This is a genomic window from Leucobacter sp. GX0328, from assembly GCF_053567315.1.
The window spans coordinates 1-24,544 of the sequence record NZ_JBSGPC010000004.1 but is presented as its reverse complement, the minus strand read 5'-3'; the positions used below and the strand labels follow the sequence as shown (position 1 = coordinate 24,544).

Below are 24,544 nucleotides of genomic sequence, written 5' to 3'. Positions count from 1 at the left end.
AGGGGTTCTCGCTCATCTCGAGGCGAGCGAGAACCCCTGGCCCTCCAGAATCAGGCCGAGCACCCGGCGATCCTCGCGATGCATCACGCTCTCGACGAAGCGGCCGAGCGCGCGGTCGAGGGTCACCGCGCCGGCGCTGCCCGCTACTTTCTGCAGCACGGCCACCAGCGTGCGCGGAGCGAGCACCGACTCCTCGAGGCCGGGGCGCCCGTCGATCTCCTGCTCGGTACCCACGTAGTCGCCGAATCCGGCTCCGTGCGCTCCGGAGAACACCTGCTGGCTGATGAACGCGGCACGAGCGACGCGCACGATCTCGTCGACCGACACCGTCGACGGGAGGCGGCCGTGCGCGTCGGCGACCGCCGCGGCCGCGAGCAGCCCGTTCTCGGCCGGGAAGTCTTCGAACCGTACTCCCGCATCGGGGTAGTGCACGCGGTAGCCGTTCGCGCCGAAGCGATTGACGAGCTCGGCGCTGAGCCGGTCGAGACCGCGATAGCGATGCGGTGTCTGCTCGTTCGCCGTGGCGATGATGGCGAACCCCTCGGCCACGCGAACGCGCCGACCGACGTCCTCCTGCACGCCGAAGTCATCGCCGGGGCGCAGCTGCAGAATGCGGTTGAGACGTTTCAAGAACTCGGCGGGCATGGCGTTGATCTCGTCGAGGATGACCGGCCGACCCTCGGTGAGCGCCCGGAGCAACGGTCCGGGTACGAAGACGCTCGTCGTCGCACCGTGCTCGGCCCGCAGTTCGTGAGCGCCGAGCATCTGCGCGCTTGTGATGTCGCCGTAGCCCGACACGAGCTCGGGTTCGAGGCCGGCGCCGTGCCGTGAGAGGTGCTCGGCGAGCGCGGTCTTCGCTCCGCCGGTCTCTCCGACGAGCAGCACGGGTTCGCCGCGCAGCACCGCCGGTAGCGCCTCCGCGATGATCTGACGCATCTGGCCGGTGAGCAGCAACCCGTGCCGCAGCTGCTCCCGGGCCTCCCGCAGACGGAGCGCGCCGAGGGCCTCGAGCACTCCGTCTCGCTCGGCCGCGGTCGTGATGCCTGCGCGCCAGTCGCGCGTCGCGGCCCCGTGCTCGCGCTGCCCGTCGCGCAGCTGGCCGACGCGGTCGCGTTCGCTGCGGGTCAGATCCCTGCCCGCACCGGCAGCGGCGGCGACCACGCGCTCCGCACGTTCCCGCTGCTCGGCCCGGCGCACCTCGGCGCGTCGGGCGTGCACCGCGGTGCGCAGGATCGACGCGCGCGCGTCGAGCGCCTCCCGGATCGCGGGCCCCGTCGCGGGGTCCTCGAGCAGCGCGTCGAGGCGCTCCTGCAGCACCGCGAGATCGTGCTCGTGGGCCGCCGTCTCCGTGCCCGGGCCGCGGTCGCGGGCCGCGCGCACGATCCGCATCTCGCGCGCGATCGCCTGGGCCTCGCCGAGCGCCGGTTGCGCGTCGAAAGTGAGCATGCGGCCACGCTACCACCCGCCCTCGAAGCGCCGGGCCGGCACCGTGCTGCGTCTAGGCTGAGGGCATGCAGACGATGGAAGCCGGCGACATCGACGTACGCGCCGGGCTGCGCGCCGTCGGCGGTCTGCTCGGTCTGCCGGTCATCGTCACCGATGGCGCCGAATGGCGCCTCACGAGACGCGGCCTCGAAGTCGGCCTGCTCTGGTACGGGGCCCGCGGACACGGCTCGGCCGAGGCCATGGCGCTCGCCGCGCTGCAGTTATGGGAGGGGCCGCGCGAGCGGCTTGTGGCCGCCGACCGCGCACGCCGGCGCGACTCGTTCGAACGCCGGGCCCCGCACGAGGCTCCGCTGACCCGGGCGATCGCGCGCATGCAGGCCGTCGGCGAGCTGCTCGCGGCGTTCCCCGGGTTCCGGTCGCGTCTCGGCGCCGCGCTCGAGCGCGGCCTGCCCCGAGACCCTTCGGTGCTGCCGCGCCACCTGCAATGGGTGGTGCTGCTGCTCGCCGCCGAGCAGCCGGCGACCGAGCTGCCCGTCGACCGCGCGGTGCTCGCCGAATGGCGGCGCATGCACCGCAGATCGGGGAGCGAGGCGCTGCTGCGCCACGTCTTCGCGCCCGACGGGAGTCGACCCCCGTTGCTCAGGTTCGAGCGCGCCTATGCGCTCCTGCAGCCCGCGTATGCGCGGCTGCTGGCCATCGACGCGCGAGAGGCGCAGGGCCCGGTCGCAGGCGGCGCGCCCGACGGGGGCGACGACGCCGAGGACGACGGTCGGGATGAAGCGGGTGCAGGGGACACCGGCAGCAGCGCGGCGGGAGACGATCGGGATGCGCCCGATGAGACGCCGCCGGCGGACGAGACGGACGGCGGCGCACCCGATGCCGGGGCCGACGAGCGCGCGCGCCCGGGAGACGGGGGCGAGATCGCCGAGGGGGCCGACCTCTTCGCGGCGGAGCAGGCCGGCTTCGTCGGCACCGTGCTCGCGACACCGCTTCCGGCCGATGGCGCCATGCTCGAGGCGATGCTCGACCGCGCGACCGAGGCGACCGGCGAGGCGGCGAACGATCGCCCCGGCGGCCGCGGCACGGCAGGGGCCGCCCCGGTATCGCCGATCGACTACCGCGAGCGCGCGACCGAGCTCGCGCCGGCGATCGACCGCATGCGCGCGCTCTGGGCCAGAGTCATCGCCGAACGCATCGCGCAGCGCCGGGCCCCGAGCCGCGATGCGCGCACGGCGGGGGAGGACCTCGCCGACGACGCTCTCGCCGCCGCAGTGGCCGAGGCGCACGCCGGCGTGCCGCAGCCGCGGGCGTTCCGGGCGCGGGTGCTCCGCTCCCGACGCACGCGCCGCGCGGGCAGCACCGACTATCTGCTGCTCGTCGACCGTTCGGCGTCGATGCAGGGCCGCGCCGCCGAGGCCGCGGCCGATGCCATGCTCGTGCTCGTCGAGTCGCTCGCGGGCGTGGACCGCGACATCGCGCACGCGGAGCGCGCCGGCGGCGTCGACCTCGATCTCGACATCCGTACCGGCCTCGTCGTGTTCGACGGCGACGCGCATCTGGTGAAGCCGCTGTCGCACGGCATCGACGACGCGACGCGACGCGACCTGCAGGCCGCCGTGCGCTCACCGCGCGGATCGACGAACGACGGCGCCGCGCTGCGCCTCGCCGCCGACCAGTTCGGCATCGGCGCGCAGGCCGGCTCGGGCCCCGCTTCGCGCGACGGCCTCGAACGACGGCGCATCGCCATCCTCGTGAGCGATGGCGGGTCGAACGACCTCGCCGCTGCAGAACGAGAAGTGCAGCGGCTGCGCGCGGCGGGCGTGAGCGTGCACGGCATCGGAGTCGGCGGCGACGAGATCGCGGTGCGCTACGCGCCGACCGGGCGCACCATCCTCGACCCGCGCGAGCTCGCGCGGGCGCTCGAGGCGATCGTCGAGGATGAGCTACCGTGAGAAGCATCGAACAGGGAGCGCAAGTGCGGCCGCTCTCGAACGGACGGGCACGACGGGAAACGGGGCGGGCATGATGCAGGGATCGATGCCGGAGCGTACGCTGCTGGCGCGCGCGCTCTTCCCCGAGCTCGCCGCCGACCTCGACGCTGCGCTCGCGGAGCACGGCGAGCCTTCGCAGAGCGCCGATCTGGACTCGTGGCTCGATGCACGTGCCGCAGAGGTGCGCGCTGGCGCCGGGCTCGACGAGGTCGTCGACCCCGCGGTCGCCGCCCGCCTGCAGCGCTCGTTCACGGCCGCCCGCGGTGCGGCTGAACTACTGGGCATCCCGCTGCCGGAGCCCGAAACCTTTCTCGACGCGGGAGTCGATATCGCGGAGTTCGAACGACGGCTCGCCGCGGACGCTTCGCTCGTGCCGGTGATCGCGCCGCACGGGCTCGGGCCGGACGCCTGGATCGCCGCTTTCGCCCGGGTGCCCGACGAAGAGACCATTCTCGTGTTCGCCCGCGAGGCCGTGCGTGAGTTCGAACTGCTCGACGCCGCGCCGACCGGCGCACCGACGGTGCGCGGCGACGCGGGCGCGGTGTGGACGCTCCGGGCGATCCCCGGCGGGCCGAAGCCCGCGGTACTCGGCCTCGGATTCGCCCACGGGCCGCACCCGACGCTGCCCGAGATGCTGACGCTGCAGCTCATGCGGCTGCTCGACGACGAATCGCTCGTGGACGCGTCGAGCTTCACCTGGCTCGCGGGTCGCCTCGCCGAGGGTCGGCTCGCCGCGCGCCACGTCTACGATGCGAGCGAACGCACCATACGCATTACCTGCCGGGAGGTCGGCAGCCAGGGCCCGCACCTCGGCGCCCGGCCGCCGGTCGGCTGAGGAGCCTCGGCTGCCGCACGGGGATCAGGCGTTCGCACCCCAGCTGCTGACCGCCTCGTCGCGCAGCGACGGGAGCTTCGTCGCGAGCCCCCACCGCAGCACCGCTTCGGGCACGACGAGCTCGTCCGGGTTCGCGCCGCTCTTCGCGATGATCTCGTCGACGGGCACCACCCCACCGGCGCGGCGGAGGATGCGCGCGCGCACGAATGCGCGGGCGTAGATCTCGGGGCGGCGCTGCGCGTTCGGCCGCACGAAGCGCTGCTCCATGTAGACGGCCTGCTCGTCGAACCCGAGGATCTTCGATTCGATCCAGAATCGCTTCCACGGATTCAACGATTTGCGGTACGAGATGGTCTGCCCGACCACGACCGGGTACCAGCCCTCCTGCTTGAACAGCCCCATGACGCCGTTGCGCTGGATGAGATCGAACCGTGCGACGTCCATGATCGACAGATACTTGCCGTTGTTCATGTGGTTCAGCACATCGAGATCGGTGGGCCAGACGCGGAACCGCGAACGGGTGACGTCGGTGAAGCCGATCTTCGAACCGCGGGGACCCACGAAGAGCATGTGCCAGAACGTGCGGAAGATCATATGCATACCGTGAGCCTAGGGGAGCGGGCAACGGCACGGCGATCGCTTTGTCGGCCTCGTGCAAAGGATGCACGGGAGGCGGGGTATAGACTGTATCGGCGCACTCGGCACCCGATATCTCGCGCCCGAACCCAGAAGAACCGGAGAATACCCGTATGGCAACCTCGAACGACATCAAGAACGGCACCGTCATCAAGGATCACGGTCAGCTCTGGAGCGTAGTCGAGTTCCAGCACGTGAAGCCGGGCAAGGGCGGCGCATTCGTGCGCACCAAGCAGAAGAATGTCGTTTCGGGCAAGATCATCGACAAGACCTACAATGCGGGCGCGAAGATCGAGACCGCCAACGTCGACCGCCGCGACTTCCAGTACCTCTACCAGGACGGCGCTGACTTCGTCTTCATGGATAAGAGCGACTACGACCAGCTCACCGTTTCGGGCACCGTCGTCGGCGATGCCGCGAAGTTCATGCTCGAGAACCAGGACGTGCAGATCGGTCTGCATGAGGGCGAGCCCCTGTACCTGGAGATGCCGGCATCGGTCGTGCTCGAGGTCACCTACACCGAGCCCGGTCTGCAGGGCGACCGTTCGACGGGCGGCACCAAGCCGGCGACCGTTGAGACCGGCGCCGAGATCCAGGTTCCGCTCTTCCTCGAGGCGGGTACCAAGGTCAAGGTCGATACTCGCACGGGCGATTACCTCGGCCGCGTGAACGACTGATCGCCGTTGTCTGCACGCACCAAGGCCCGTAAGCGGGCCCTCGACATGCTGTTCCAGGCCGATGTGCGCGACGAGTCGATCTCGACGATCGTCAACGCCGAGGCGAAGCGCGCCGCGGGCGAGCCCGACCGTATGGCCTCGTGGCTCTACGCCCGCGAGATCGTCGACGGCGTCACCGATCACCGCGACGAGATCGACGAGCTCATCATGAGCTACGCCGTGGGGTGGACGCTCGAGCGCATGCCGAACGTCGACCGCGCCCTGTTGCGCCTCGCCTCCTGGGAGATCCTCTACAACGACGAGGTGCCGACGCCCGTTGCGATCGATGAGGCGGTGGAACTCGCGAAGGAGTTCTCGACCGACGACTCGAGCCGTTTCGTCAACGGCGTGCTCGGCAAGATCGCGGACCACGCCCGCGCGTAGCCGCGTCGGCGTCGTGCGCCGAGAAGGCCCCCGGACTTGTCCTGAGACGAGCCCGGGGGCCTCGGCGTCGCATCGGATGCGGCGCTCCGCAAGCGGTATTGCCGCGGCCGCCTACATCTTCGAGCAGGTCACCATGCTGAGCGGGCCGGTCGAGGTCTGCTCCGCGATGACCTCACCGTCGTGCGTGATCTTGCAGGTGATCGTCGTCGCATCCTGTGACGCCATCGCGCTGAGCGTGAACATCTGCGGGTTGAACGTTCCGCCCTGGGTCACGGATATCTCCTTCGAGAAGGGAACCGCGGCGTCGGTGGCCATCTCCTGGCCGGTTCCGCCGTCATCGAGAGTCATGTAGGTGATCGAGCTCGCGGTCGCAGCGTCGCTGGTCACCTCGTAGAGCACCGTGCTCTGCTTCTCCTGTTCGGCGGGCGCGGGCGTCTCCTCGGTCTGCGCCGGCTCGGGGGCGGGCTCGGCTGGAGCCGCGCCGTTCGAGCAGGCGGCGAGGCCGAGCGCGATCATCGCGGACAGCGCCAGCGCAGTAATCGTCTTCTTCATGATGGGTGCATTCCTTCGAACTGGTGGGTGACGACGGGCAGAATGTTTCAGCACGCAGTACAAGAACCTGTGCTTTTCACACAGTATCCTGTGCTGTGACCGAGTGACAAACTCTGTGGACTTGAGGGGTGCCAATCCCCCCGAGCCCCGATTTGACTCAACTCAAGGTGATCATCGGGCGAGCGCGCGTGCGCGAGGGGCTGACGATCGAGCAACTGTCCGAGGCCTCCGGGGTCAGTCGGCAGACGATCCTGAACCTCGGTTCGGGCAAGTACTTCGGCGACCTCAAAACCTGGCTGAAGCTCTCGAAGGCGCTCGGGATCGGTCTCGATGAGCTGCTCGCGCCCGTCTGGGGCGAGTGAAACACGTCGATCCCTCTGCCGTTCCCGGGAACCGTGGAGCCGCGTGCACCATAGGAAGGGCTGGAGTGGTGCCTGGGGCTCCACGGCGCGGCAGCGCAGGGGCCCGGGGCACTCGGGTCGACGAACTCGAGCCCGCACTCGGCGGGAATACCGCCGTGCGTGCGCTAAGATGGCAGAGTTGCAGCTTTTCTTTAACTCCCGTCCCGTGAGGCGGAGAAGGGGGGCTCGAATATGGGAACGCGAACGGTACTCGACGGTGCCGAGATCTCGCGGGCGCTGACTCGAATCTCGCACGAAATCATCGAGGCCAACAAGGGCGTGGACGACCTCGTGCTGGTCGGCATTCCGACCCGCGGCACGCTGCTCGCGCACCGCATCGCCGCCCACATCGCCCGCATCGAGGGCGTGGACGTGCCGGTCGGCAGCCTCGACGTCACCATGTACCGCGACGATCTCGCGACGAACCCGACGCGGGCGCCGCAGCCGACCGATATGCCGGTCGCGGGCATCGATGACGCCACCGTCGTGCTCGTCGACGACGTGCTCTACTCCGGTCGCACCGTGCGCGCCGCGCTCGATGCCCTGAACGACCACGGCCGCCCGCGCGCCGTGCGCCTCGCGTCGCTCATCGACCGCGGGCATCGCGAGCTGCCCATCCGCGCCGACTACATCGGCAAGAACCTCCCGAGCGCGAAGCACGAGCGCATCTCGGTGCGCCTCGAGGAGTTCGACGGCGATGATTCCGTGACCATCGGCTCGGGGAACGAGGGCGACGACGCATGAGGCACCTGCTCGACACCCGCACCCTCACCCGCGACGAGGCCATCCTCATCCTCGACACCGCCGAGGACATGGCCGCCACGCAGCAGCGCGACGTGAAGAAGCTGCCCGCACTGCGCGGCAAGACCGTGGTGAACCTTTTCTTCGAGGATTCGACGCGTACGCGCATCTCGTTCGAGGCGGCCGCCAAGCGGCTCTCGGCCGATGTCATCAACTTCAGCGCGAAGGGATCATCGGTCTCGAAGGGCGAGTCGCTGAAGGACACCGCTCAGACCCTGCAGGCTATCGGCGCCGATGGCGTCGTCATCCGCCACCCGGCATCGGGAGCGCCCGACCGCCTCGCTCGCAGTGGCTGGATCGATGCGGGCGTGCTGAACGCCGGCGACGGCACCCACGAGCACCCGACGCAGGCCCTGCTCGACGCGTTCACGATGCGCCGCCGGCTCTTCGGCGGGCAGAGCCGCGGTCGCGATCTCGACGGCGTCTCGGTCGTCATCGTCGGCGACATCGCCCACTCGCGCGTCGCCCGCTCGAACCTCTGGCTGCTGAACGCGCTCGGCGCGAACGTCTCGTTCGTCGCCCCCGAGACCCTGCTCCCGTACGGCGCGCGCGCCTGGCCCGTGAAGATCCACCACTCGCTCGACGCCGCGCTGCGCGAGGAGAAGCCCGACGTGGTCATGCTGCTGCGCATCCAGACCGAGCGCATGCACGCCGCGTTCTTCCCGAACGAGCGCGAGTACGCCCGCAACTGGGGCCTCGACGACCTGCGCCTCGCGGGGCTCGAGGAGCGCGCCATCGTCATGCACCCCGGCCCGATGAACCGCGGCCTCGAGATCTCGTCGAAGGCCGCCGACTCCGCTCGGTCGACCGTGCTCGAGCAGGTCGCGAACGGCGTTTCCGTGCGCATGGCCGCGCTCTACCTGCTGCTCTCCGGCGAACGCCCCGACCCTGCAGCGCCGACCGACCCGAGGAGGACTCCATGAGCAACCCCGACATCCTGATCCGCGGAGCGCGCATCGCGGCGGAGCTCACCGCCCCCGGAGCCGATATCTCGACCGCCGGCCCGGTCGACCTGCGCATCTCAGAGGGGCGCATCGTCGAGCGCGTCGCGCAGTCTGAGGGCGGCCTCGAGGCGCGCGACGACGAGCGCGTCATCGACGCCGACGGCCTCGTCGCGCTGACCGGACTCGTCGACCTGCACACCCACCTGCGCGAGCCGGGCTTCGAGCAGTCCGAGACGGTGCTCACCGGCACCCGCGCCGCCGCCGCCGGCGGGTTCACGAGCGTCTTCGCCATGGCGAACACGATGCCGGTGCAGGATACGGCTGGTGTCGTCGAGCAGGTGCAGGCCCTCGGCGATGCCGCGGGCTACGCGACGGTGCGCCCGATCGGCGCGGTCACCGAAGACCTCGCGGGAGAGCGGCTCAGCGAGATCGGCGCCATGGCGCAGTCGCGCGCGGGTGTCCGCGTGTTTTCCGATGACGGCAAGTGCGTGCACGACCCGCTGCTCATGCGCCGAGCGCTCGAGTACGTCAAGACCTTCGACGGCGTCATCGCGCAGCATGCGCAGGATCCGCGTCTGACCGAGGGCGCGCAGATGAACGAGGGATCCCTGTCCAGCGAACTCGGCCTCAAGGGCTGGCCCGCCGTCGCCGAGGAGTCGATCATCGCGCGCGACGTGCTGCTCGCCGAGCACATCGGGGCGCGCCTGCACATCTGCCACCTCTCGACCGCGGGGTCGATCGAGGTGATCCGCTGGGCGAAGGCCCGCGGCATCGCGGTCACCGCCGAGGTCACGCCCCATCACCTCATCCTGACCGAGGAGCTCGTGCGCAGCTACGACGCGCGGTACAAGGTCAACCCGCCGCTGCGGCGCGAGGAGGATGTACGGGCACTGCGCGCCGCAGTCGCCGAAGGCCTCATCGATATCATCGCCACCGACCACGCGCCGCACCCGACCGAGGCCAAGGAATGCGAGTGGGATGCCGCCGCGTTCGGCATGGTCGGTCTCGAATCGGCCCTGCCCATCGCGATGCTCACGCTCGTGAATGAGGGGCACGTGAGCTGGGCGGCGCTCGAAACGCTGCTCTCGCAGAAGCCGGCCGAGATCGGCCGCCTCGCGGACCACCCCACCGCGCTCACCGTCGGCGAGGTCGCCGATATCGCGCTCGTCGACCCGAGCGGCGCGAGCGAATTCGACCTGTCTCGCCTCGAGGGCCTCAGCGTGAACTCGCCGTTCCTCGGCATGGAACTGCCGGGACGCGTCGCGTACACGGTGCGCCACGGGTACCTCACCCTCGACGACGGTCGCCTGGTCGAGCGCGATGCGGTCGCGGCGAACGCGGCGGCGGCACGATGAACACGTACGCGCTCGCCCTCGTCTTCGGCGCGCTCGCCATCCCGGCGCTCGGCGGCATGTGGTTCGCCTGGCGCGCCCGCGCCCGTCGCGACGCCGCGCTGCTCGACGAGGCCCCGGTCCTGGCAGGCGAGCTCATCGCGACCTTCCCGGGTGCCGGCTACGTCTCCACGACCCTCGCCGACGCGCCCCTCGAACGCATCGCGCTGCCGGGCCTGCGCTACAAGGGCGATGCCGACGTCGAAGTGCACCGCGACGGCGTCGTCATCTCCGTGACCGGCGAGCACCCGGTCGGCATCGCGGCCGCGCGCATCATCGGCAGCGGCACCACGAACGCACGCATCGGCAAGGCCGTCGAACGCGACGGGCTCTCGCTGCTGCGCTGGCGTACCGGGGCCTCCGCATCGACCCCCGGCGCGGAGGCGCGCGACGTCGAATCGAGCTTCCGCTTCAACGACCCGGCCGAGCAGCTGAGATTCGCGACCGCGGTCGCCGAGCTCGCCGAACCCCATGATCCCACCACACCCCATCACACGACCCAGGAGGATGCGTGACCACGAACACCACTGAAGTGACGGTACCGCCGGCTTCCGCACGCCCCGAGGGTGCAGCGGTTCTGGTCTTCGAGGACGGCGCACGCTACCGAGGCCGCGCCTACGGCGCCACCGGGCGCACCCTGGGCGAGGTCGTGTTCTCGACGGGCATGACCGGCTACCAGGAGACGCTCACCGACCCCTCGTACGCGGGGCAGATCGTGCTCATGACGGCGCCGCACATCGGCAACACCGGCGTGAACGACACCGACAAGGAGTCGCGCAAGATCTGGGTCTCGGGCTTCGTCGTGCGAGACCCCGCCCGCCGCGTCTCGAACTTCCGCGCCGAGCGCTCGCTCGACGAAGACCTCGTGGCCGACGACGTCGTAGGCATCTCGGGCGTCGACACGCGTGCGATCACCCGCCACATCCGCTCGGCCGGCGCGATGCGCGCCGGCATCTTCTCGGGCGCCGACCTCGACCTGCCGGAGGAGGAGCAGCTGCGCCTCGTCATCGAGCAGGCCGGCATGGCGGGTAAGAACCTCTCGGACGCGGTCACGACCCCCGAGGCCTACGCAGTCGCCGCCGCCGAGAACACGGAGCGCATCGGGTCGATCGCGGTGCTCGATCTCGGCATCAAGCGCGCGACCGTGCAGTACCTCTCGGAGCACGGCTTCGACGTCACGGTGCTGCCCGCCTCGACGACGCTCGATGAACTGCGGGCGCTCGCCCCCGACGCGCTCTTCTACTCGAACGGCCCCGGCGACCCCGCGGCGAGCGACGCGCAGGTCGCCCTGCTGCGCCAGCTGCTGCGCGACGGGATGCCCTACTTCGGCATCTGCTTCGGCAACCAGCTGCTCGGTCGGGCCCTCGGCTTCGACACCTACAAGCTGCCCTTCGGCCACCGCGGCATCAACCAGCCGGTGCTCGACAAGCGCTCGGGCCGCGTCGAGATCACCGCGCAGAACCACGGCTTCGCCGTCTCGCTGCCGATCGACGGCGAGACCGATTCGCCCGAGGGCTTCGGGCGCGTGCAAGTCAGCCACTACAGCCTGAACGACGAGGTCGTGGAGGGGCTCGAGTGCCTCGACATCCCGGCCTTCTCGGTGCAGTTCCACCCCGAGGCGGCGGCGGGCCCGCACGACGCCTTCTACCTGTTCGATCGTTTCCGCGAGCTGGTCAAGGCCCGCGCTACCGCCACCACCGGCTCGGAGGCCTAACCCACTATGCCCAAGCGTTCAGACATCAACTCCGTCCTGGTCATCGGCTCCGGGCCGATCGTCATCGGCCAGGCGTGCGAATTCGACTACTCGGGCACGCAGGCCTGCCGCGTGCTCCGCGAGGAGGGCGTGCGCGTCATCCTCGTGAACTCGAATCCCGCGACGATCATGACCGACCCCGACTTCGCCGACGCCACCTACGTCGAGCCGATCACCCCCGAGGTGATCGAGACCATCATCGCGAAGGAGAAGCCCGACGCTATCCTGCCGACGCTCGGCGGCCAGACCGCGCTCAACGCGGCCATGGCGCTGCACGAGCAGGGCATCCTCGAGAAGTACGACGTCGAGCTCATCGGCGCCCGTCCCGAGGCCATCCAGCGCGGTGAGGATCGTCAGATCTTCAAGGACCTCGTGATCGAGAGCGGCGCCGACGTCGCGAAGTCGTACATCGCCAACACGGTCGAGGACGCGATCGAATACGCCAAGGATCTCGGCTACCCGCTCGTCGTGCGCCCGTCATTCACCATGGGCGGCCTCGGCTCGGGCTTCGCCTACACGGAAGAGGAGCTCGTCCGCATCGTGCGCGACGGCCTCCACTACAGCACCACGACCGAAGTGCTGCTCGAGGAATCGATCCTCGGATGGAAGGAATACGAGCTCGAGCTCATGCGCGACCAGGCCGACAACTCGGTCGTCGTCTGCTCGATCGAGAACGTCGACGCCGTCGGCGTGCACACCGGCGACTCGATCACCGTCGCGCCGGCGCTCACGCTCACCGACCGCGAGTACCAGAAGCTGCGCGACATCTCGATCGACATCATCCGCTCGGTCGGCGTCGATACCGGCGGCTGCAACATCCAGTTCGCGATCGACCCGAAGACCGGCCGCGTCATCGTGATCGAGATGAACCCCCGCGTCTCGCGCTCGTCGGCGCTCGCCTCGAAGGCCACCGGCTTCCCGATCGCGAAGATCGCCGCGAAGCTCGCCCTGGGCTACCGTCTCGACGAGATCCCGAACGACATCACGCAGAAGACGCCGGCGAGCTTCGAGCCCGCGATCGACTACGTCGTCGTGAAGACGCCCCGCTTCGCGTTCGAGAAGTTCCCGGCCGCCGACGACACGCTCACCACGACCATGAAGTCGGTCGGCGAGGCGATGGCGATCGGCCGCAACTTCACCACCGCGCTGCAGAAGTCGTTGCGTTCGCTCGAGAAGCGCGGCACCTCGTTCCACTGGGGCACCGAGACCCGCACGGTCGAGGAGCTGCTCGAGTCGATGCGCCGCCCGACCGACGGCCGCATCGTCGACATCCAGCAGGCCCTGCGCCTCGGCGCGACCATCGAGCAGATCTTCGAGGCGACCGCCATCGATCCCTGGTTCGTCGACCAGATCGTGCTCATCAACGAGGTCGCCGAGCGCATCGTAGCGGCGTCGCAGCTTAGCTACGACGCGCTGTACGAGGCGAAGGACCACGGCTTCTCGGATGCGCAGATCGCGCAGCTGCGCGGCGTCAGCGAGTCCGAGATCCGCGGGCTCCGCCACGGTCTCGGACTGCGCCCGGTCTTCAAGACCGTCGATACCTGCGCCGGCGAGTTCCCGGCGCTCACGCCTTACCACTACTCCTCGTACGACCAGGAGACCGAGGTCGAACCCTCGGACCGCAAGAAGATCGTCATCCTCGGTTCGGGCCCGAACCGCATCGGTCAGGGCGTCGAGTTCGACTACTCGTGCGTGCACGCCTCCTTCGCGCTGAGCGAGGCGGGCTACGAGACCGTAATGATCAATTGCAACCCCGAGACCGTGTCGACCGACTACGACACGAGCGATCGCCTCTACTTCGAGCCGCTCACGCTCGAGGACGTGCTCGAGGTCATCCACGCGGAACAGGCATCGGGCGAGGTCGTCGGCGTCGTCGTGCAGCTCGGCGGCCAGACGGCCCTCGGCCTCGCGCAGCCGTTGAAGGATGCGGGCATCCCGATCCTGGGCACGACCCCCGAGGCGATCGATCTCGCCGAGGAGCGCGGCGCCTTCGCCGAGATCCTCGACCGCGCGGGCATCCTCGCTCCGCGCAGCGGCACCGCGATCGACGAGGAGGGCGCCATCCGCGTCGCCGAGGAGATTGGCTACCCGGTGCTCGTGCGCCCGTCGTTCGTGCTCGGCGGCCGCGGTATGGAGATCGTCTACGACACCGAGTCGCTGCACGGCTACTTCGAGCGCATCGCCGGTCATGCGCTGGTCGGCCCCGGCCACCCGCTGCTCATCGACCGCTTCCTCGACGACGCGATCGAGATCGACGTCGACGCGCTCTACGACGGCGAGCAGCTCTACGTCGGCGGCGTGATGGAGCACATCGAAGAGGCGGGCGTGCACTCGGGCGACTCGAGCTGCACGCTGCCGCCCGTCACGCTCGGCCACGCCGAGATCGGCCGTGTGCGCGAGGCCACTCTCGGCATCGCCGAGGGCATCGGCGTGCGGGGTCTGCTCAACGTGCAGTTCGCGATCGCGCAGGGCGTGCTCTACGTGCTCGAGGCGAACCCGCGTGCGAGCCGCACCGTGCCGTTCGTGTCGAAGGCGCTCGGCATCCCGCTCGCGAAGGCCGCATCCCGCATCATGGCCGGCGAGAGCATCCAGCAGCTCATCGATGCGGGCATCCTGCCCGAGCGCGACGGTTCGCGCGTCGCCATCGACGCCCCGATCGCCGTGAAGGAGGCCGTGCTGCCGTTCAAGCGCTTCCACACGCACGACGGCCGCGTGGTCGATTCCTTGCTCGGGCCAGAAATGCGTTCGACCGGCGAGGTCATGGGCATGGATCGCGACTTCCCGACCGCATTCGCGAAGAGCCAGTCGGCGGCCGGTAGCGAGCTGCCGACCTCGGGCACGGTGTTCCTCTCGGTCGCCGACCGCGATAAGCGCTCGATCGTGCTGCCGGCGCTGCGCCTGCAGGAGCTCGGATACCGCATCCTCGCCACTCAGGGCACCCAGGTCGTGCTGGCGCGCAACGGCATCGACTCCGAGACGGTGCGCAAGCACTCGGCGCAGGCGGAGGGTGACACCATCGTCGACCTGATCAACCGCGGCGAGGTCGACATGGTCGTGAACACGCCGTCGGGCTCCTCGGCCCGCGCCGACGGGTACGAGATCCGCGCCGCATCGGTCGCGGCCGACAAGCCCATCTTCACGACGGTCTCCGAGCTCTCGGCGGCGGTCGGCGCGATCTCGGCGCAGAAGGTCGGCTTCGACGTGAAGTCGCTGCAGGAGTACCAGCTCGACCGCGACGCGGCGAGCGCGGAGGCGGCCTCGGCATGAGCCGGGCCTCCTTCGGCGACCGGCTCGCCGCGGAATTCGCGGCGAGCCGGCACCTCTGCGCCGGCATCGATCCCCATACGCCGCTGCTCGACAGCTGGGGCCTCTCGGCCGACGCGGCCGGGGCCGAGCGCATGGGGCGCGACGTCGTCGCGGCCGCAGCCGGGGTCGCCGCCTGCGTGAAGCCGCAGGTGTCGTTCTTCGAGCGATTCGGTTCGCAGGGCTTCGCGGCGCTCGAGCGCGTGCTCGCGGATGCGCGGGATGCCGGGCTGATGGTCGTCGCCGATGCGAAGCGCGGCGACATCGGCTCGACGTTCGCGGCGTATGCGGAGGCGTGGCTCTCGCCCGGCTCGCCGCTCGAGGCCGACGCATTGACCGCGGCGCCCTATATGGGGTTCCGAACGCTCGCCGGCGCCTTCCCGTACGTGCGCGAGCACGGCAAGGGCCTCTTCGTGCTGGCCGCGACGTCGAACCCGGAGGCACGTGGGACCCAGCTCGCACTGCGCGCCGACGGCAGTACCGTCGCAGCGGCGATCGTGGACGATGCCGACGCCTGGAACGCCGATGCGCATCCCGATGCGGCCGTCGGCTCGATCGGAGTCGTGCTCGGGGCGACGCTGCGGCTCCCGGAGTTCGGGATCGACACCGCCCGTCCCCGTACGGGCCCGGCGCTGCCGGTGCTCGCACCGGGATTCGGCCATCAGGGCGCGCGCATCGAGGATGCCGCGAGTATCTTCGGTACGATCGGAGACGCAGTACTCGCGAACGAGTCGCGCAGCATACTCGTCGGGGGGCCCGAGGGGCTCTCCGGCAGGATTCGTTCCCGCGCAGCAGCGATCGCTGAGGCGATCGCGCTCGAGAACTAGGTCAGGCGGCTGGGAGGCCAATACGTATGAGCAGCAAGCAGGGGGCCGCGCAGGGCATGCCCGACGTCGACCGGGTCGCCGCGAACCGTGCGGCGGTCGAGGCGCGCAGGGCGCGCGCCGAACTCAAACGGCGACTGCGCGGCGGTGAAGTCTCGCCCCTGCGCGTGCTCGAACAGTCGCTGGTGCCCGGTGATACCGCGGCCACCCTCCGCATCACCGACTACCTGCTCTCGTTCCCGGCCATCGGCAGTGTGAAGGCCGAACGCATCAGGCAGAAGCTCGAGATATCCGATCGCAAGCGGCTCGGCGGGCTCGGCAAGCTCCAGCGACAGCGGCTCGAAGCCTTCGTGCGCGATCGCATCGGCGCCCCGGAGTCGGGGGAGCGGCCGCCGCTGACTGTGCTCGCGGGCCCGACCGCGGTGGGCAAGGGCACGGTCGCGGCGTACATCCGCGAGCACTACCCCGAGGTCCGCCTCTCGGTCTCCGCGACGACCCGGGCCCCCCGCACGGGCGAGCACGAGGGCGAGCACTACTTCTTCGTCGACGACGAGGGGTTCGATCGCATGCTCGCGAGCGGCGACCTGCTCGAGTGGGCGACCGTGCACAACAAGTTCCGCTATGGCACTCCGCGCGGGCCGGTCGTCGAGGCCGCCGAGCGCGGCGAGCCGATGCTGCTCGAGATCGACCTGCAGGGCGCGCGCCAGGTCCGCGCGAGCATGCCCGAGGCGCGGCTCGTCTTCCTCGCCCCGCCGAGCTGGGACGAACTCGTGTCGAGACTCGTCGGCCGCGGCACCGAGGGGGCGGAGGAGCGCGCACGCCGCCTCGAGACCGCCAAGGTCGAACTCGCATCCGCGTCGGAGTTCGACGAGATCATCGTCAACGACGAGGTTCCCCGCGCTGCGGCGCGTCTCGTCGCGCTCATGCGAGGTGAACGGCCCGAGGGCGGCTGATCGCCGTGCCAGAGTCCGTGCAGCTGCTGAACCCGCAGCAGTTCCTCGGCATCCCGCTCGCGCTGCTCGGTGCGGCGCTGCTCGCGTTCGGGGCGCAGTACCAATCCCGCGGCCTCAACAAGGTCGAGCGCCTCCTCGGGCGCAGCGCCGGATCGGGGCTGTCCCTGCGGCACCTGAAGAGCATGCTGCGGCGCCCGTCGTGGGTGATCGGCACGCTGCTGCTCGGTCTCGCCGTTGTCTTCCAGGTCGGTTCGCTCTCCCTGTCGCCGCTCATCATCGTGCAGCCGATCGGCGTCGTCGGGCTCGTCATCACCTCGGTGCTGAACTCCCGCATCAGCGGGGTGCGCCTCGGCAAACGCGTACGCGCCTCGATCTCGCTCGCGGTGGTCGGCATCGTCGTCTTCGTCAGCGTCGCCGCGTTCACGGCTTCGGATCGCCCGGTGACCGATGCGAAGCTCATCACCATCCTGATCGTGTTCGCCATCGTGCTCTTCGCCGCGCTCCTCCTGTTCGTCCTGTTCCGGCATCGCGGTATCGCGCTCATCTACATCGTCGGCGCGGGCGTGCTCTACGGCTTCGTCGCGACGTTCGCGAAATCCGTGATCGGCCGTTTCCAGCAGCACGACATCGAGTGGCTGACCTGGCTGTGCGTGCTCGCACTCGTCGTCGGGGCGCTGCTCGGCATGGTGTTCGTGCAGAACGCCTACTCTTCGGGCCCTCCCGACCTCGTCGTGGCGGGGCTGACCGTCATCGATCCCATCGTGGCGGTGCTGATCGGCATCATCGTGCTGCACGAGGCGGCATACGCGCCGACGTGGGCATATGCGGTATTCATCGTCTCGGGCGCGATCGCGGTGATCGGCGTGCTCGGCCTCGCGAAGTTCCACCCGCAATCCGGCCAGACCGTCCTCGACGATCGATCGGCTCCGGAAGCGGCCTGACGAGGGCTGCCGCACGCTTCGCAACCCGCTGTTCGGGGTCGCGACCGTTGGTGATTTCGTGGTGCCTCGAAGCGCGGCACTTGCATTCGACCATTCATCTGATGATAACTTAGGTGTGCCTAAGTCTCATGTGATGAAGTGTCGCATGTGCGCGTGCCGCACCGCGGCTGCTCTCGAAAGGATCACGAATTGCGTTTCTCACGACTCTGCGGCGCCGTTATCGCGGCCGCCGCGCTGCTTGCCGCCTCCGCATGCTCATCGACCGGGGCGGCCGAGCCGGCGGGCGGCGACGGCGGGGCCGGGTTCCCCATCACGATCGAGCACGCCCTCGGCTCGACCACGATCTCGCAGAAGCCCGAACGCGTCGCGACGGTCGCCTGGTCGAATCACGAAGTGCCGCTCGCACTCGGCATCGTGCCCGTGGGCATGAGCAAGGCGACCTGGGGCGATGACGACGGCGACGGCGTGCTGCCCTGGGTCGAACAGAAGCTCGACGAGCTCGGCGCCGAGACGCCGGTGCTCTTCGACGAAACGGATGGCATCGACTTCGAGGCCGTGGCCGAGACCGAACCGGATGTGATCCTCGCCGCCTACTCCGGCCTGTCGTCGGAGGAGTACGAGACCCTGTCGAAGATCGCCCCGGTCGTCGCGTATCCCGAGACTCCGTGGGCCACCAGCCTCGAAGACATGATCGCGCTGAACTCCGAGGCTCTCGGGCTCGCCGACGAGGGCGCCGCGCTGACGGCGGAGCTGCGCTCGACGACCGAGCAGGCGCTCGCCGAGCATACCGAGCTCTCGGGCACGAAGGCGCTCTTCGCATTCATGAACCCATCGGATCTCTCGAAGATCGGCTTCTACACGGTGCACGACACGCGCCCCGGATTCCTCGCGGATCTCGGTCTGCCGCAGCCGGACGCCGTCGAACGGGAGACGGCCGGCACCGACGAGTTCTACATCGAATACAGCTCCGATCTCGCCGACCGCTTCTCGGACGTCGATGTGTTCGTCACCTACGGAGATGCCGACGGCGATCTGGTCGAGCAGCTCCAGGCCGACCCGCTGATCTCGCAGATTCCTGCCGTAGCGCAGGGGCGCATTGCGATCCTCGAAGACGACACCCCGCTCGCCGCTTCCGCCAACCCGTCACCGCTCTCGATCGGATGGGGCATCGGGGAGTACTTCGCGGTGCTCGCGCAGGCCGCCGCCGAGAGCGGCGCGTGACGCTCGCCGACGCCGGTACGGCGCGTTCCTCCCGTGGGAGCGCGCCGTCCGTGTCGCATGCCCTGCAGCGGAGCGCGCTGCACCGAAGCGCCTGGTTCGCCCTGCTGCTCGTGCTGCTTCTCGCGCTGTGCATCGCATCCGTCGCCTTCGGAGCGCGCGGCGTCGACCTCGGCGAGATCTTCGGCGGCCTGCGGGGCGACGCGGGCTCCTTCGGCGAGGCCGCGGTCGCGAAGCGCATCCCGCGCACCGTGCTCGCAGCGATCGTCGGCGCGGCGCTCGCCATCTCCGGTGTCGCGATGCAGGCCGTGACGCGCAATCCGCTCGCCGAACCCGGCATCCTCGGCATCTCGGGCGGCGCCACTCTGGCGGTCATCGCCGCGATCACGTTCTTCGGCGCGCATCGGCCGTTCTCGCTCATGCTCATCGCGATCACCGGAGCGGCCGCTGCCGCAGCCCTCGTCTACGCCATCGGCGCGATCGGCGGCGCCGCCGATCCGTTGAAGCTCGCACTCGCCGGGGCGGCATGCGCCGCGGCATTCATGTCGTTGACGACCGCGATCATGCTGCCGCGCGTCGATCTGCTGCGCACGTTCCAGTTCTGGCGCGTCGGGAGCATCGGCGGTGCGAGCTGGTCGAGCGTCGCGCTCGCGCTGCCGCTCATCTGCACCGGCGCCATCGTCTGCGCGGCGCTCGCGCGCGGCATGAACTCGCTCGCCCTCGGAGACGACCTCGCCAGCGGGCTCGGCGAACGGGTCGGGCGCACCCGCCTCGTCGCGGCGCTCGGGGCCGTGGTGCTCTGCGGCGCCGCGACCGCCGTCGCCGGGCCCATCGCCTTCGTCGGGCTGGTGGTGCCCCACGTGTGCCGCACGCTGTCGGGGCCGGATCATCGCTGGCTGCTCGCGTTCTCGGCGGCGGCGGGCGCGTGCCTGCTCGTCGGCGCCGATGTGCTGGGGCGCGTCATCGCCCGTCCCGAGGAGATCGAGGTCGGCATCATTACCGCCTTCATCGGCGCCCCGTTCCTGATCTGGATCGTGCGACGCGGGCGGGTGAGCGCGCTATGAGCATCGCGGTCGCTCTGGCGGATCTCGCCGCGGTGCGGCGCCGCGATGGACGCCGTCATGCTCTCCGCATCGCGTTCGTTGTCGCGGGTCTCGTGCTCTGCTTCGCAGCGGATCTGATGCTCGGGCGCACCTTCACCGGCCCGGCCGAGCTCGTCGAGGTGCTGAGCGGCGAGCCCGTTCCCGGAGCTTCGTTCACCGTGCTCGAGCTCCGGCTTCCCCGAGCAGTGCTCGCGGTGCTCGGCGGTTTCGCGCTCGGCATGGCGGGTGCAGCGTTCCAGGGCATGCTCGGCAACCCGCTGGCGTCGCCCGACGTCCTCGGCATCAGCGCCGGCGCCGGCACCGCCGCCGTACTCGCGATCCTCGTACTCGGATGGAACGACACGGCCACCGCGATCGTCGCGCTCATCGGTGCTCTCGTCACGGCGGCCGTCATCTTCTCGGTCTCCGGATTCGGCGGGCGCGAGGCGGCATCCGTATCCGGCGTCGGCGGCTTCGCTGGTACGCGGTTCATACTGATCGGCGTCGGCCTCGCCGCGATGCTGCAGAGCACGACCTCGTACCTCGTCGCGCGTTCGGCCGAGTGGGATATGCAACGGGCGATGCAGTGGCTGAGCGGAAGCATCAACGGCGCGGCCTGGGAGCGCGTCCTGCCGCTCGCCGGTGCTGTCGCCGTGCTCGTGCCGATCCTGCTGCTGCAGGCCGCGCGACTCGAGGTGCTCCGTCTCGGGCCGAGCGCCGCGACCGCACTCGGCATTCCGGTCGCGCGCACCCGCGCGCTCCTGCTCGTCACCGCAGTGGCGCTTCTCGCCTTCGCGACGTCGGCGTGCGGGCCGATCATGTTCGTGTCGTTCATGGCCGGGCCGATCGCGCTGCGCCTGATCGGCAGCGCGCGGTCGCCGCTGCTCGCGGCCGGTCTCGTCGGCGCGCTGCTCGTGATCGCGGCCGATCTGATCGGGCAGCATCTCCTCGCCGAACGCTATCCGGTCGGCATCATCACGGGCGCGGTCGGTGCCCCGTACCTCGTCCTCCTCCTGATACGAATGAATCGCAAGGCCCGCGCATGACACCCTCGAAGACCTCAGACGCCGTCGACCGAACCGGAGCCCGAACCGGGCTCCGCACCGAGGCGCTCAGCGTCGGGTACGGCGAACGCACGATCCTCGCCGATCTCGACATCGCCTTCGCGGCCGGACGCGTGACATCGATCGTCGGCGCGAATGGCAGCGGCAAGTCGACGCTGCTGCGCTCGTGCGCGCGCCTGTTGAAACCGTCGCGCGGCTCCGTACTGCTCGACGGAAGAGCCGTCGACGCGCTGCCGACGAAGGCGCTGGCGCGGCGCCTCGGGCTGCTCCCGCAGCACCCGATCGCGCCCGAGGGCATCACCGTCGCCGACCTCGTCGGCCGTGGGCGGCACCCTCACCAGGGGGCGCTCTCCCGATGGTCCGCCGCAGACTACGCCGCGGTCGCCTCGGCGCTCGAGGCGACGCGGCTCGGCGACCTCGTCGACCGTCCGGTCGACGAGCTGTCGGGCGGACAACGTCAGCGGGTCTGGATCGCGATGGCCCTCGCGCAGCAGACCGGGATACTGCTGCTCGATGAACCGACGACCTATCTCGATGTGGCGCATCAGATCGAGATCTTGGATCTGGTGCGCACGCTCAACCGCGATCGCGGCACGACGGTCGTCATGGTGCTCCACGACCTCAACCTCGCGGCGCGCTACTCGGACGAACTGATCGCGCTGCGCGACGGCTCGGTACGCGCGGCGGGAGACCCGCGCAGCGTGCTCGACGAAGCGCTCGTGCGCGAGGTGTTCGGCCTCGAAGCGCGAGTCATCCCCGACCCGGTCTCGGCGTCTCCGCTGGTCATCCCGATCGGAGAGTACCGCCCCGAAATGTCGTCGGCCGAGTGGTCGTCGGCCGAGTGATCCCTGCAGAGGAAGGAGCGACCATGCTCGAGAAGACCCCGCCGTTCGTCGCCGCGGTTGTGCACGTGGACGCGGTCGAACGCGTGTCACCGAGTTTCGTGCGAATCGTGCTCGCAGGCGACGCCCTGCGCGGCATCGGGAATCCGGGCCGAACATTCGACCAGCGCATCAAACTCGTGTTCCCGGCGGCCGCGGGCAGAGCGCCCGTACTGCCGCCCGACACGACCGATTGGTACGCGGCCTGGCTTGCGGTGCCCGAGGCCGAGCGCGGCACGATGCGGACCTACTCGATCCGCGAAGTGCGGGTGGAGCCCGACGGCACGACCCGCCTCGTCGTCGATTTCGTGCTGCATCTGGTCGAAGGCGAGACCGGGCCTGCTTCATCATGGGCGAATGCCGCCGAAGCCGGCCACGAACTGCTGCTCGTCGCGCCGCGCAGAGGCCGGTTCGACGGCGGCGGCATCGAATTCGACACCGAGCGCACGGGGCGGCTGCTGCTCGCCGGCGATGAGACCGCGGCCCCGGCGATCGCGAGCATACTCGAAGACCTGCCCCGCGACGCGGTCGGCGCGGCGTTCATCGAGGTGCCGGAGCGCGCCGACGCCCTCGCGATCGACGCCCCGGTCGGCATCGCGGTGCATTGGCTCGCACGCGCGGGCGAAGCGCACGGCTCTCGTCTGCTGCCGGCGGTGCTCGAACACCTCGGGGTCGCACCCGATCGGGTGCGCTCACCGGGTGCTGCCGACGCCTCGCGGCCCGCGAGTGCGAGCAGCGAGGATCTGCTCTGGGAGACTCCGAGCTACTCCGGGGCCGGGGAAACGGTCGATGAGCCGGATGCGCCTGGCGCAGCGCATTCGGACGACGCCTTCTGGATCGCCGGCGAGAGCGCGGTCGTCACGAAACTGCGGCGGCACCTCGTGAAGGATCTCGGGATTCCGCGCGCGCAGGTCGCATTCATGGGGTACTGGCGTCGCGGGGTCGCGATGAAGGGCTGATCACCGCGCCTCTTCCCGGCCTGAACGCCGAGACGGACGACTCGTTCGGCAGCCAGAAGCGCCACGGGAACTCGGGGCCGCCGGCGGCACCCGCGACGCCGACGCGCGGGCCGGACATCACCGCGGGAGGCTCGCCGTCGCGTGCGATGAGCGTGAACGGGGGAGCGAACAGGTCGAGGCCGTCGTGCTCGGTGCGCGTGATGCCGAGTGCGGAGGCGAGATTACCGGGGCCGCGTGCGAGCATGCGGGGCGTCACCGGTGTCGCGCGGCGCTTCACCGAGCGGCGTTCGAACGCCAGCGGCGCTCCTTCGACGACCTCGCCGGCACGCAGCAGCACCCCGGATGCCGTGCCCTCGGGGGAGCAGACGAGGTTCACCGCGTAGTGCATGCCGTAGCTGAAGTAGACGTAGGCATGTCCGGGCGGGCCGAACATGGAGGCGTTGCGTTCGGTGCGCCGATCCTTCGAATGGGAGCCCGCGTCGTACGGCCCCGGGGTTCCGACGCCGTGGTAGGCCTCGACCTCGGTGATGCGGATCGCGACCGTCCCCTCCGCGGAGTCGAGTCGCAGCACCGAACCGAGCAGGCGCGGGGCGACCTCGAGCGCGTGGGGCATGAAGAATGCGCGGTCCATGGTTCCATTCTGGCAGGATGCCCGGGAGGCGTGCTCTGAGCTTCTCGCGTGCGGGGTCACCGTGCGAGGCGCTCGCGTTCGCCGACCAGGGCATCCCGTACGCGGAGCATGGCGGGCGAGCGCTCGGTCAGGTCGGCTGCGGCGAGCAGACGGGCGCGCGCGGGGAGGTACCGCTCTTCGCGGAGCGCTCGGGCGCGCTCGGGATCGATCACGGCCAGGTCGGGGTTCGAGACGAGATTCCACGAGTTGTCCACGAGCTTCACCAGGCGCCCGAGCGGGTGCGCGCACGATCTCGTGATGAGATCGGGGTACGGTTCGCCGTTGCGGCGCGTCACTGAATCGACGGCGGAGACGACGCTCGGGTGGATGCCCTGCGCGGTCAGCGCATCGGGCGTGTACGGGGTGTCTTCGACGACGTCGTGGAGCCATGCGGCCGCCACGAGGTGCGGTGCGTTCGCGGCGTCGATCGCGGTCGCGAGCGCTTCTGCGCCGTGCGCGATCGGGGTGAGATGCGCGTCGAAGTAGTCGCGATGCTGCTTGTCGCGCTGCGAGGCGTGAGCCGCCCGCGCGATCGCCATCGCCCGCGCAACGGTCGTCGGCATCTGCTCGCTTTCGGAGGGGTGGCCGGTTCGCGTGTTCATACAGGGATCTTCGCACCCCGCGACCGGGAGGTCGACCTTCTTCCTCCACAGGGTGGCGTTTCGGGCGGATTCGCCTGAATCGGGCGAGTTATCCACAATTCCTGATCAGAAGCATTTTTCGGGGTGCGGATGTCGGTGGGAACTGGGACAATGGAAGCATGTTCACCACCTCCGATCACGCGCCTCAGGGCCCGGGT

Annotated in this window: 23 protein-coding genes and 1 pseudogene; 19 read left to right on the top strand and 5 right to left on the bottom strand. The window is 70.0% G+C overall.

Translation table 11 applies throughout. The features are described 5' to 3' along the window. Positions 1–12 precede the first annotated feature (12 nt). Positions 13–1,446 (bottom strand): AAA family ATPase, encoded by a 1,434-nt coding sequence (locus tag ACUYTF_RS12525; RefSeq protein WP_434143892.1) that lies wholly within the window; start codon positions 1,444–1,446, stop codon positions 13–15. A 65-nt stretch (positions 1,447–1,511) separates the two neighbouring features. Here ACUYTF_RS12525 and ACUYTF_RS12520 point away from each other — a divergent pair, with 65 nt between their 5' ends. After that, positions 1,512–3,398 carry a VWA domain-containing protein gene (locus ACUYTF_RS12520; protein WP_449279875.1) on the top strand — a complete coding sequence of 629 codons (1,887 nt, stop codon included), beginning with the start codon at positions 1,512–1,514 and terminating at the stop codon, positions 3,396–3,398. A 70-nt stretch (positions 3,399–3,468) separates the two neighbouring features. Beyond that, positions 3,469–4,272: a hypothetical protein gene (locus ACUYTF_RS12515; RefSeq protein ID WP_434143896.1), complete on the top strand. Its 804-nt coding sequence runs from the start codon at positions 3,469–3,471 to the stop codon at positions 4,270–4,272. Positions 4,273–4,296: 24 nt separating this feature from the next. Here ACUYTF_RS12515 and ACUYTF_RS12510 read toward each other — a convergent pair whose 3' ends face one another. After that, positions 4,297–4,872 (bottom strand): thioesterase family protein, encoded by a 576-nt coding sequence (locus tag ACUYTF_RS12510; protein WP_434143898.1) that lies wholly within the window; start codon positions 4,870–4,872, stop codon positions 4,297–4,299. A gap of 149 nt (positions 4,873–5,021) precedes the next feature. Here ACUYTF_RS12510 and efp point away from each other — a divergent pair, with 149 nt between their 5' ends. Both efp and nusB read left to right on the top strand, forming a co-directional pair. Continuing rightward, the gene (efp, locus tag ACUYTF_RS12505) at positions 5,022–5,585 is read left to right on the top strand and encodes an elongation factor P (RefSeq protein WP_434143900.1); all 564 of its coding nucleotides are present in this window, start codon (positions 5,022–5,024) and stop codon (positions 5,583–5,585) included. 6 nt (positions 5,586–5,591) lie between these two features. Continuing rightward, positions 5,592–6,008 (top strand): transcription antitermination factor NusB, encoded by a 417-nt coding sequence (gene nusB / locus ACUYTF_RS12500; RefSeq protein WP_434143902.1) that lies wholly within the window; start codon positions 5,592–5,594, stop codon positions 6,006–6,008. A 111-nt stretch (positions 6,009–6,119) separates the two neighbouring features. Here the strand turns inward: nusB and ACUYTF_RS12495 are convergent, their stop codons facing one another. Continuing rightward, on the bottom strand, positions 6,120–6,560 hold the full coding sequence (locus ACUYTF_RS12495) for an MmpS family transport accessory protein (protein WP_434143904.1): 441 nt from the start codon (positions 6,558–6,560) through the stop codon (positions 6,120–6,122). Positions 6,561–6,727: 167 nt separating this feature from the next. Here ACUYTF_RS12495 and ACUYTF_RS12490 point away from each other — a divergent pair, with 167 nt between their 5' ends. From ACUYTF_RS12490 to ACUYTF_RS12420, 15 genes and pseudogenes are all read left to right on the top strand, one after another. After that, a complete protein-coding gene (locus ACUYTF_RS12490) occupies positions 6,728–6,922 on the top strand; it encodes a helix-turn-helix domain-containing protein (protein ID WP_434143905.1) in 195 nt (64 codons plus the stop codon). Between the two features lie 225 nt (positions 6,923–7,147). Next, positions 7,148–7,705, top strand: a pseudogene (pyrR, locus tag ACUYTF_RS12485) (bifunctional pyr operon transcriptional regulator/uracil phosphoribosyltransferase PyrR); the annotation flags it as partial. Further along, a complete protein-coding gene (locus ACUYTF_RS12480; protein WP_434143907.1) occupies positions 7,702–8,685 on the top strand; it encodes an aspartate carbamoyltransferase catalytic subunit in 984 nt (327 codons plus the stop codon). The pseudogene pyrR and the gene ACUYTF_RS12480, both read left to right, overlap by 4 nt. Further along, positions 8,682–10,061: a dihydroorotase gene (locus ACUYTF_RS12475; protein WP_449279874.1), complete on the top strand. Its 1,380-nt coding sequence runs from the start codon at positions 8,682–8,684 to the stop codon at positions 10,059–10,061. Before ACUYTF_RS12480 ends, ACUYTF_RS12475 begins: the two co-directional genes overlap by 4 nt. Next, a complete protein-coding gene (locus ACUYTF_RS12470; RefSeq protein WP_449279873.1) occupies positions 10,058–10,612 on the top strand; it encodes a PH-like domain-containing protein in 555 nt (184 codons plus the stop codon). Before ACUYTF_RS12475 ends, ACUYTF_RS12470 begins: the two co-directional genes overlap by 4 nt. Continuing rightward, positions 10,609–11,811, top strand: coding sequence for a glutamine-hydrolyzing carbamoyl-phosphate synthase small subunit (gene carA / locus ACUYTF_RS12465; protein WP_434143912.1), 1,203 nt, complete (start codon positions 10,609–10,611; stop codon positions 11,809–11,811). The genes ACUYTF_RS12470 and carA overlap by 4 nt, the downstream gene beginning before the upstream one ends. 6 nt (positions 11,812–11,817) lie before the next feature. After that, on the top strand, positions 11,818–15,117 hold the full coding sequence (gene carB / locus ACUYTF_RS12460) for a carbamoyl-phosphate synthase large subunit (RefSeq protein WP_449279872.1): 3,300 nt from the start codon (positions 11,818–11,820) through the stop codon (positions 15,115–15,117). Next, the gene (gene pyrF, locus ACUYTF_RS12455; RefSeq protein WP_449279871.1) at positions 15,114–15,980 is read left to right on the top strand and encodes an orotidine-5'-phosphate decarboxylase; all 867 of its coding nucleotides are present in this window, start codon (positions 15,114–15,116) and stop codon (positions 15,978–15,980) included. The genes carB and pyrF overlap by 4 nt, the downstream gene beginning before the upstream one ends. Positions 15,981–16,006: 26 nt before the next feature. Continuing rightward, positions 16,007–16,930, top strand: a complete 924-nt coding sequence (gmk, locus tag ACUYTF_RS12450) for a guanylate kinase (protein WP_449279870.1) — start codon at positions 16,007–16,009, stop codon at positions 16,928–16,930. 5 nt (positions 16,931–16,935) lie between these two features. After that, the gene (locus ACUYTF_RS12445) at positions 16,936–17,871 is read left to right on the top strand and encodes a DMT family transporter (protein WP_449279869.1); all 936 of its coding nucleotides are present in this window, start codon (positions 16,936–16,938) and stop codon (positions 17,869–17,871) included. Positions 17,872–18,060: 189 nt separating this feature from the next. Next, on the top strand, positions 18,061–19,092 hold the full coding sequence (locus ACUYTF_RS12440; protein WP_449279868.1) for an iron-siderophore ABC transporter substrate-binding protein: 1,032 nt from the start codon (positions 18,061–18,063) through the stop codon (positions 19,090–19,092). Positions 19,093–19,142: 50 nt separating this feature from the next. Beyond that, the gene (locus ACUYTF_RS12435; protein WP_449279867.1) at positions 19,143–20,153 is read left to right on the top strand and encodes a FecCD family ABC transporter permease; all 1,011 of its coding nucleotides are present in this window, start codon (positions 19,143–19,145) and stop codon (positions 20,151–20,153) included. Beyond that, positions 20,150–21,217: a FecCD family ABC transporter permease gene (locus ACUYTF_RS12430; protein WP_449279866.1), complete on the top strand. Its 1,068-nt coding sequence runs from the start codon at positions 20,150–20,152 to the stop codon at positions 21,215–21,217. Before ACUYTF_RS12435 ends, ACUYTF_RS12430 begins: the two co-directional genes overlap by 4 nt. Further along, positions 21,214–22,080: an ATP-binding cassette domain-containing protein gene (locus ACUYTF_RS12425; RefSeq protein ID WP_434143924.1), complete on the top strand. Its 867-nt coding sequence runs from the start codon at positions 21,214–21,216 to the stop codon at positions 22,078–22,080. Before ACUYTF_RS12430 ends, ACUYTF_RS12425 begins: the two co-directional genes overlap by 4 nt. A 23-nt stretch (positions 22,081–22,103) precedes the next feature. Then, positions 22,104–23,075 carry a siderophore-interacting protein gene (locus tag ACUYTF_RS12420; RefSeq protein ID WP_449279865.1) on the top strand — a complete coding sequence of 324 codons (972 nt, stop codon included), beginning with the start codon at positions 22,104–22,106 and terminating at the stop codon, positions 23,073–23,075. Here the strand turns inward: ACUYTF_RS12420 and ACUYTF_RS12415 are convergent. Together ACUYTF_RS12415 and ACUYTF_RS12410 are read right to left on the bottom strand one after the other, a co-directional pair. Further along, positions 23,035–23,706, bottom strand: coding sequence for a DNA-3-methyladenine glycosylase (locus ACUYTF_RS12415; protein ID WP_449279864.1), 672 nt, complete (start codon positions 23,704–23,706; stop codon positions 23,035–23,037). The two genes, ACUYTF_RS12420 and ACUYTF_RS12415, sit on opposite strands and share 41 nt — an antisense overlap. 56 nt (positions 23,707–23,762) lie before the next feature. Next, complete coding sequence (locus tag ACUYTF_RS12410; protein ID WP_449279863.1) at positions 23,763–24,347, bottom strand: hypothetical protein; 585 nt, start codon at positions 24,345–24,347, stop codon at positions 23,763–23,765. Between the last annotated feature and the right edge of the window lie 197 nt (positions 24,348–24,544).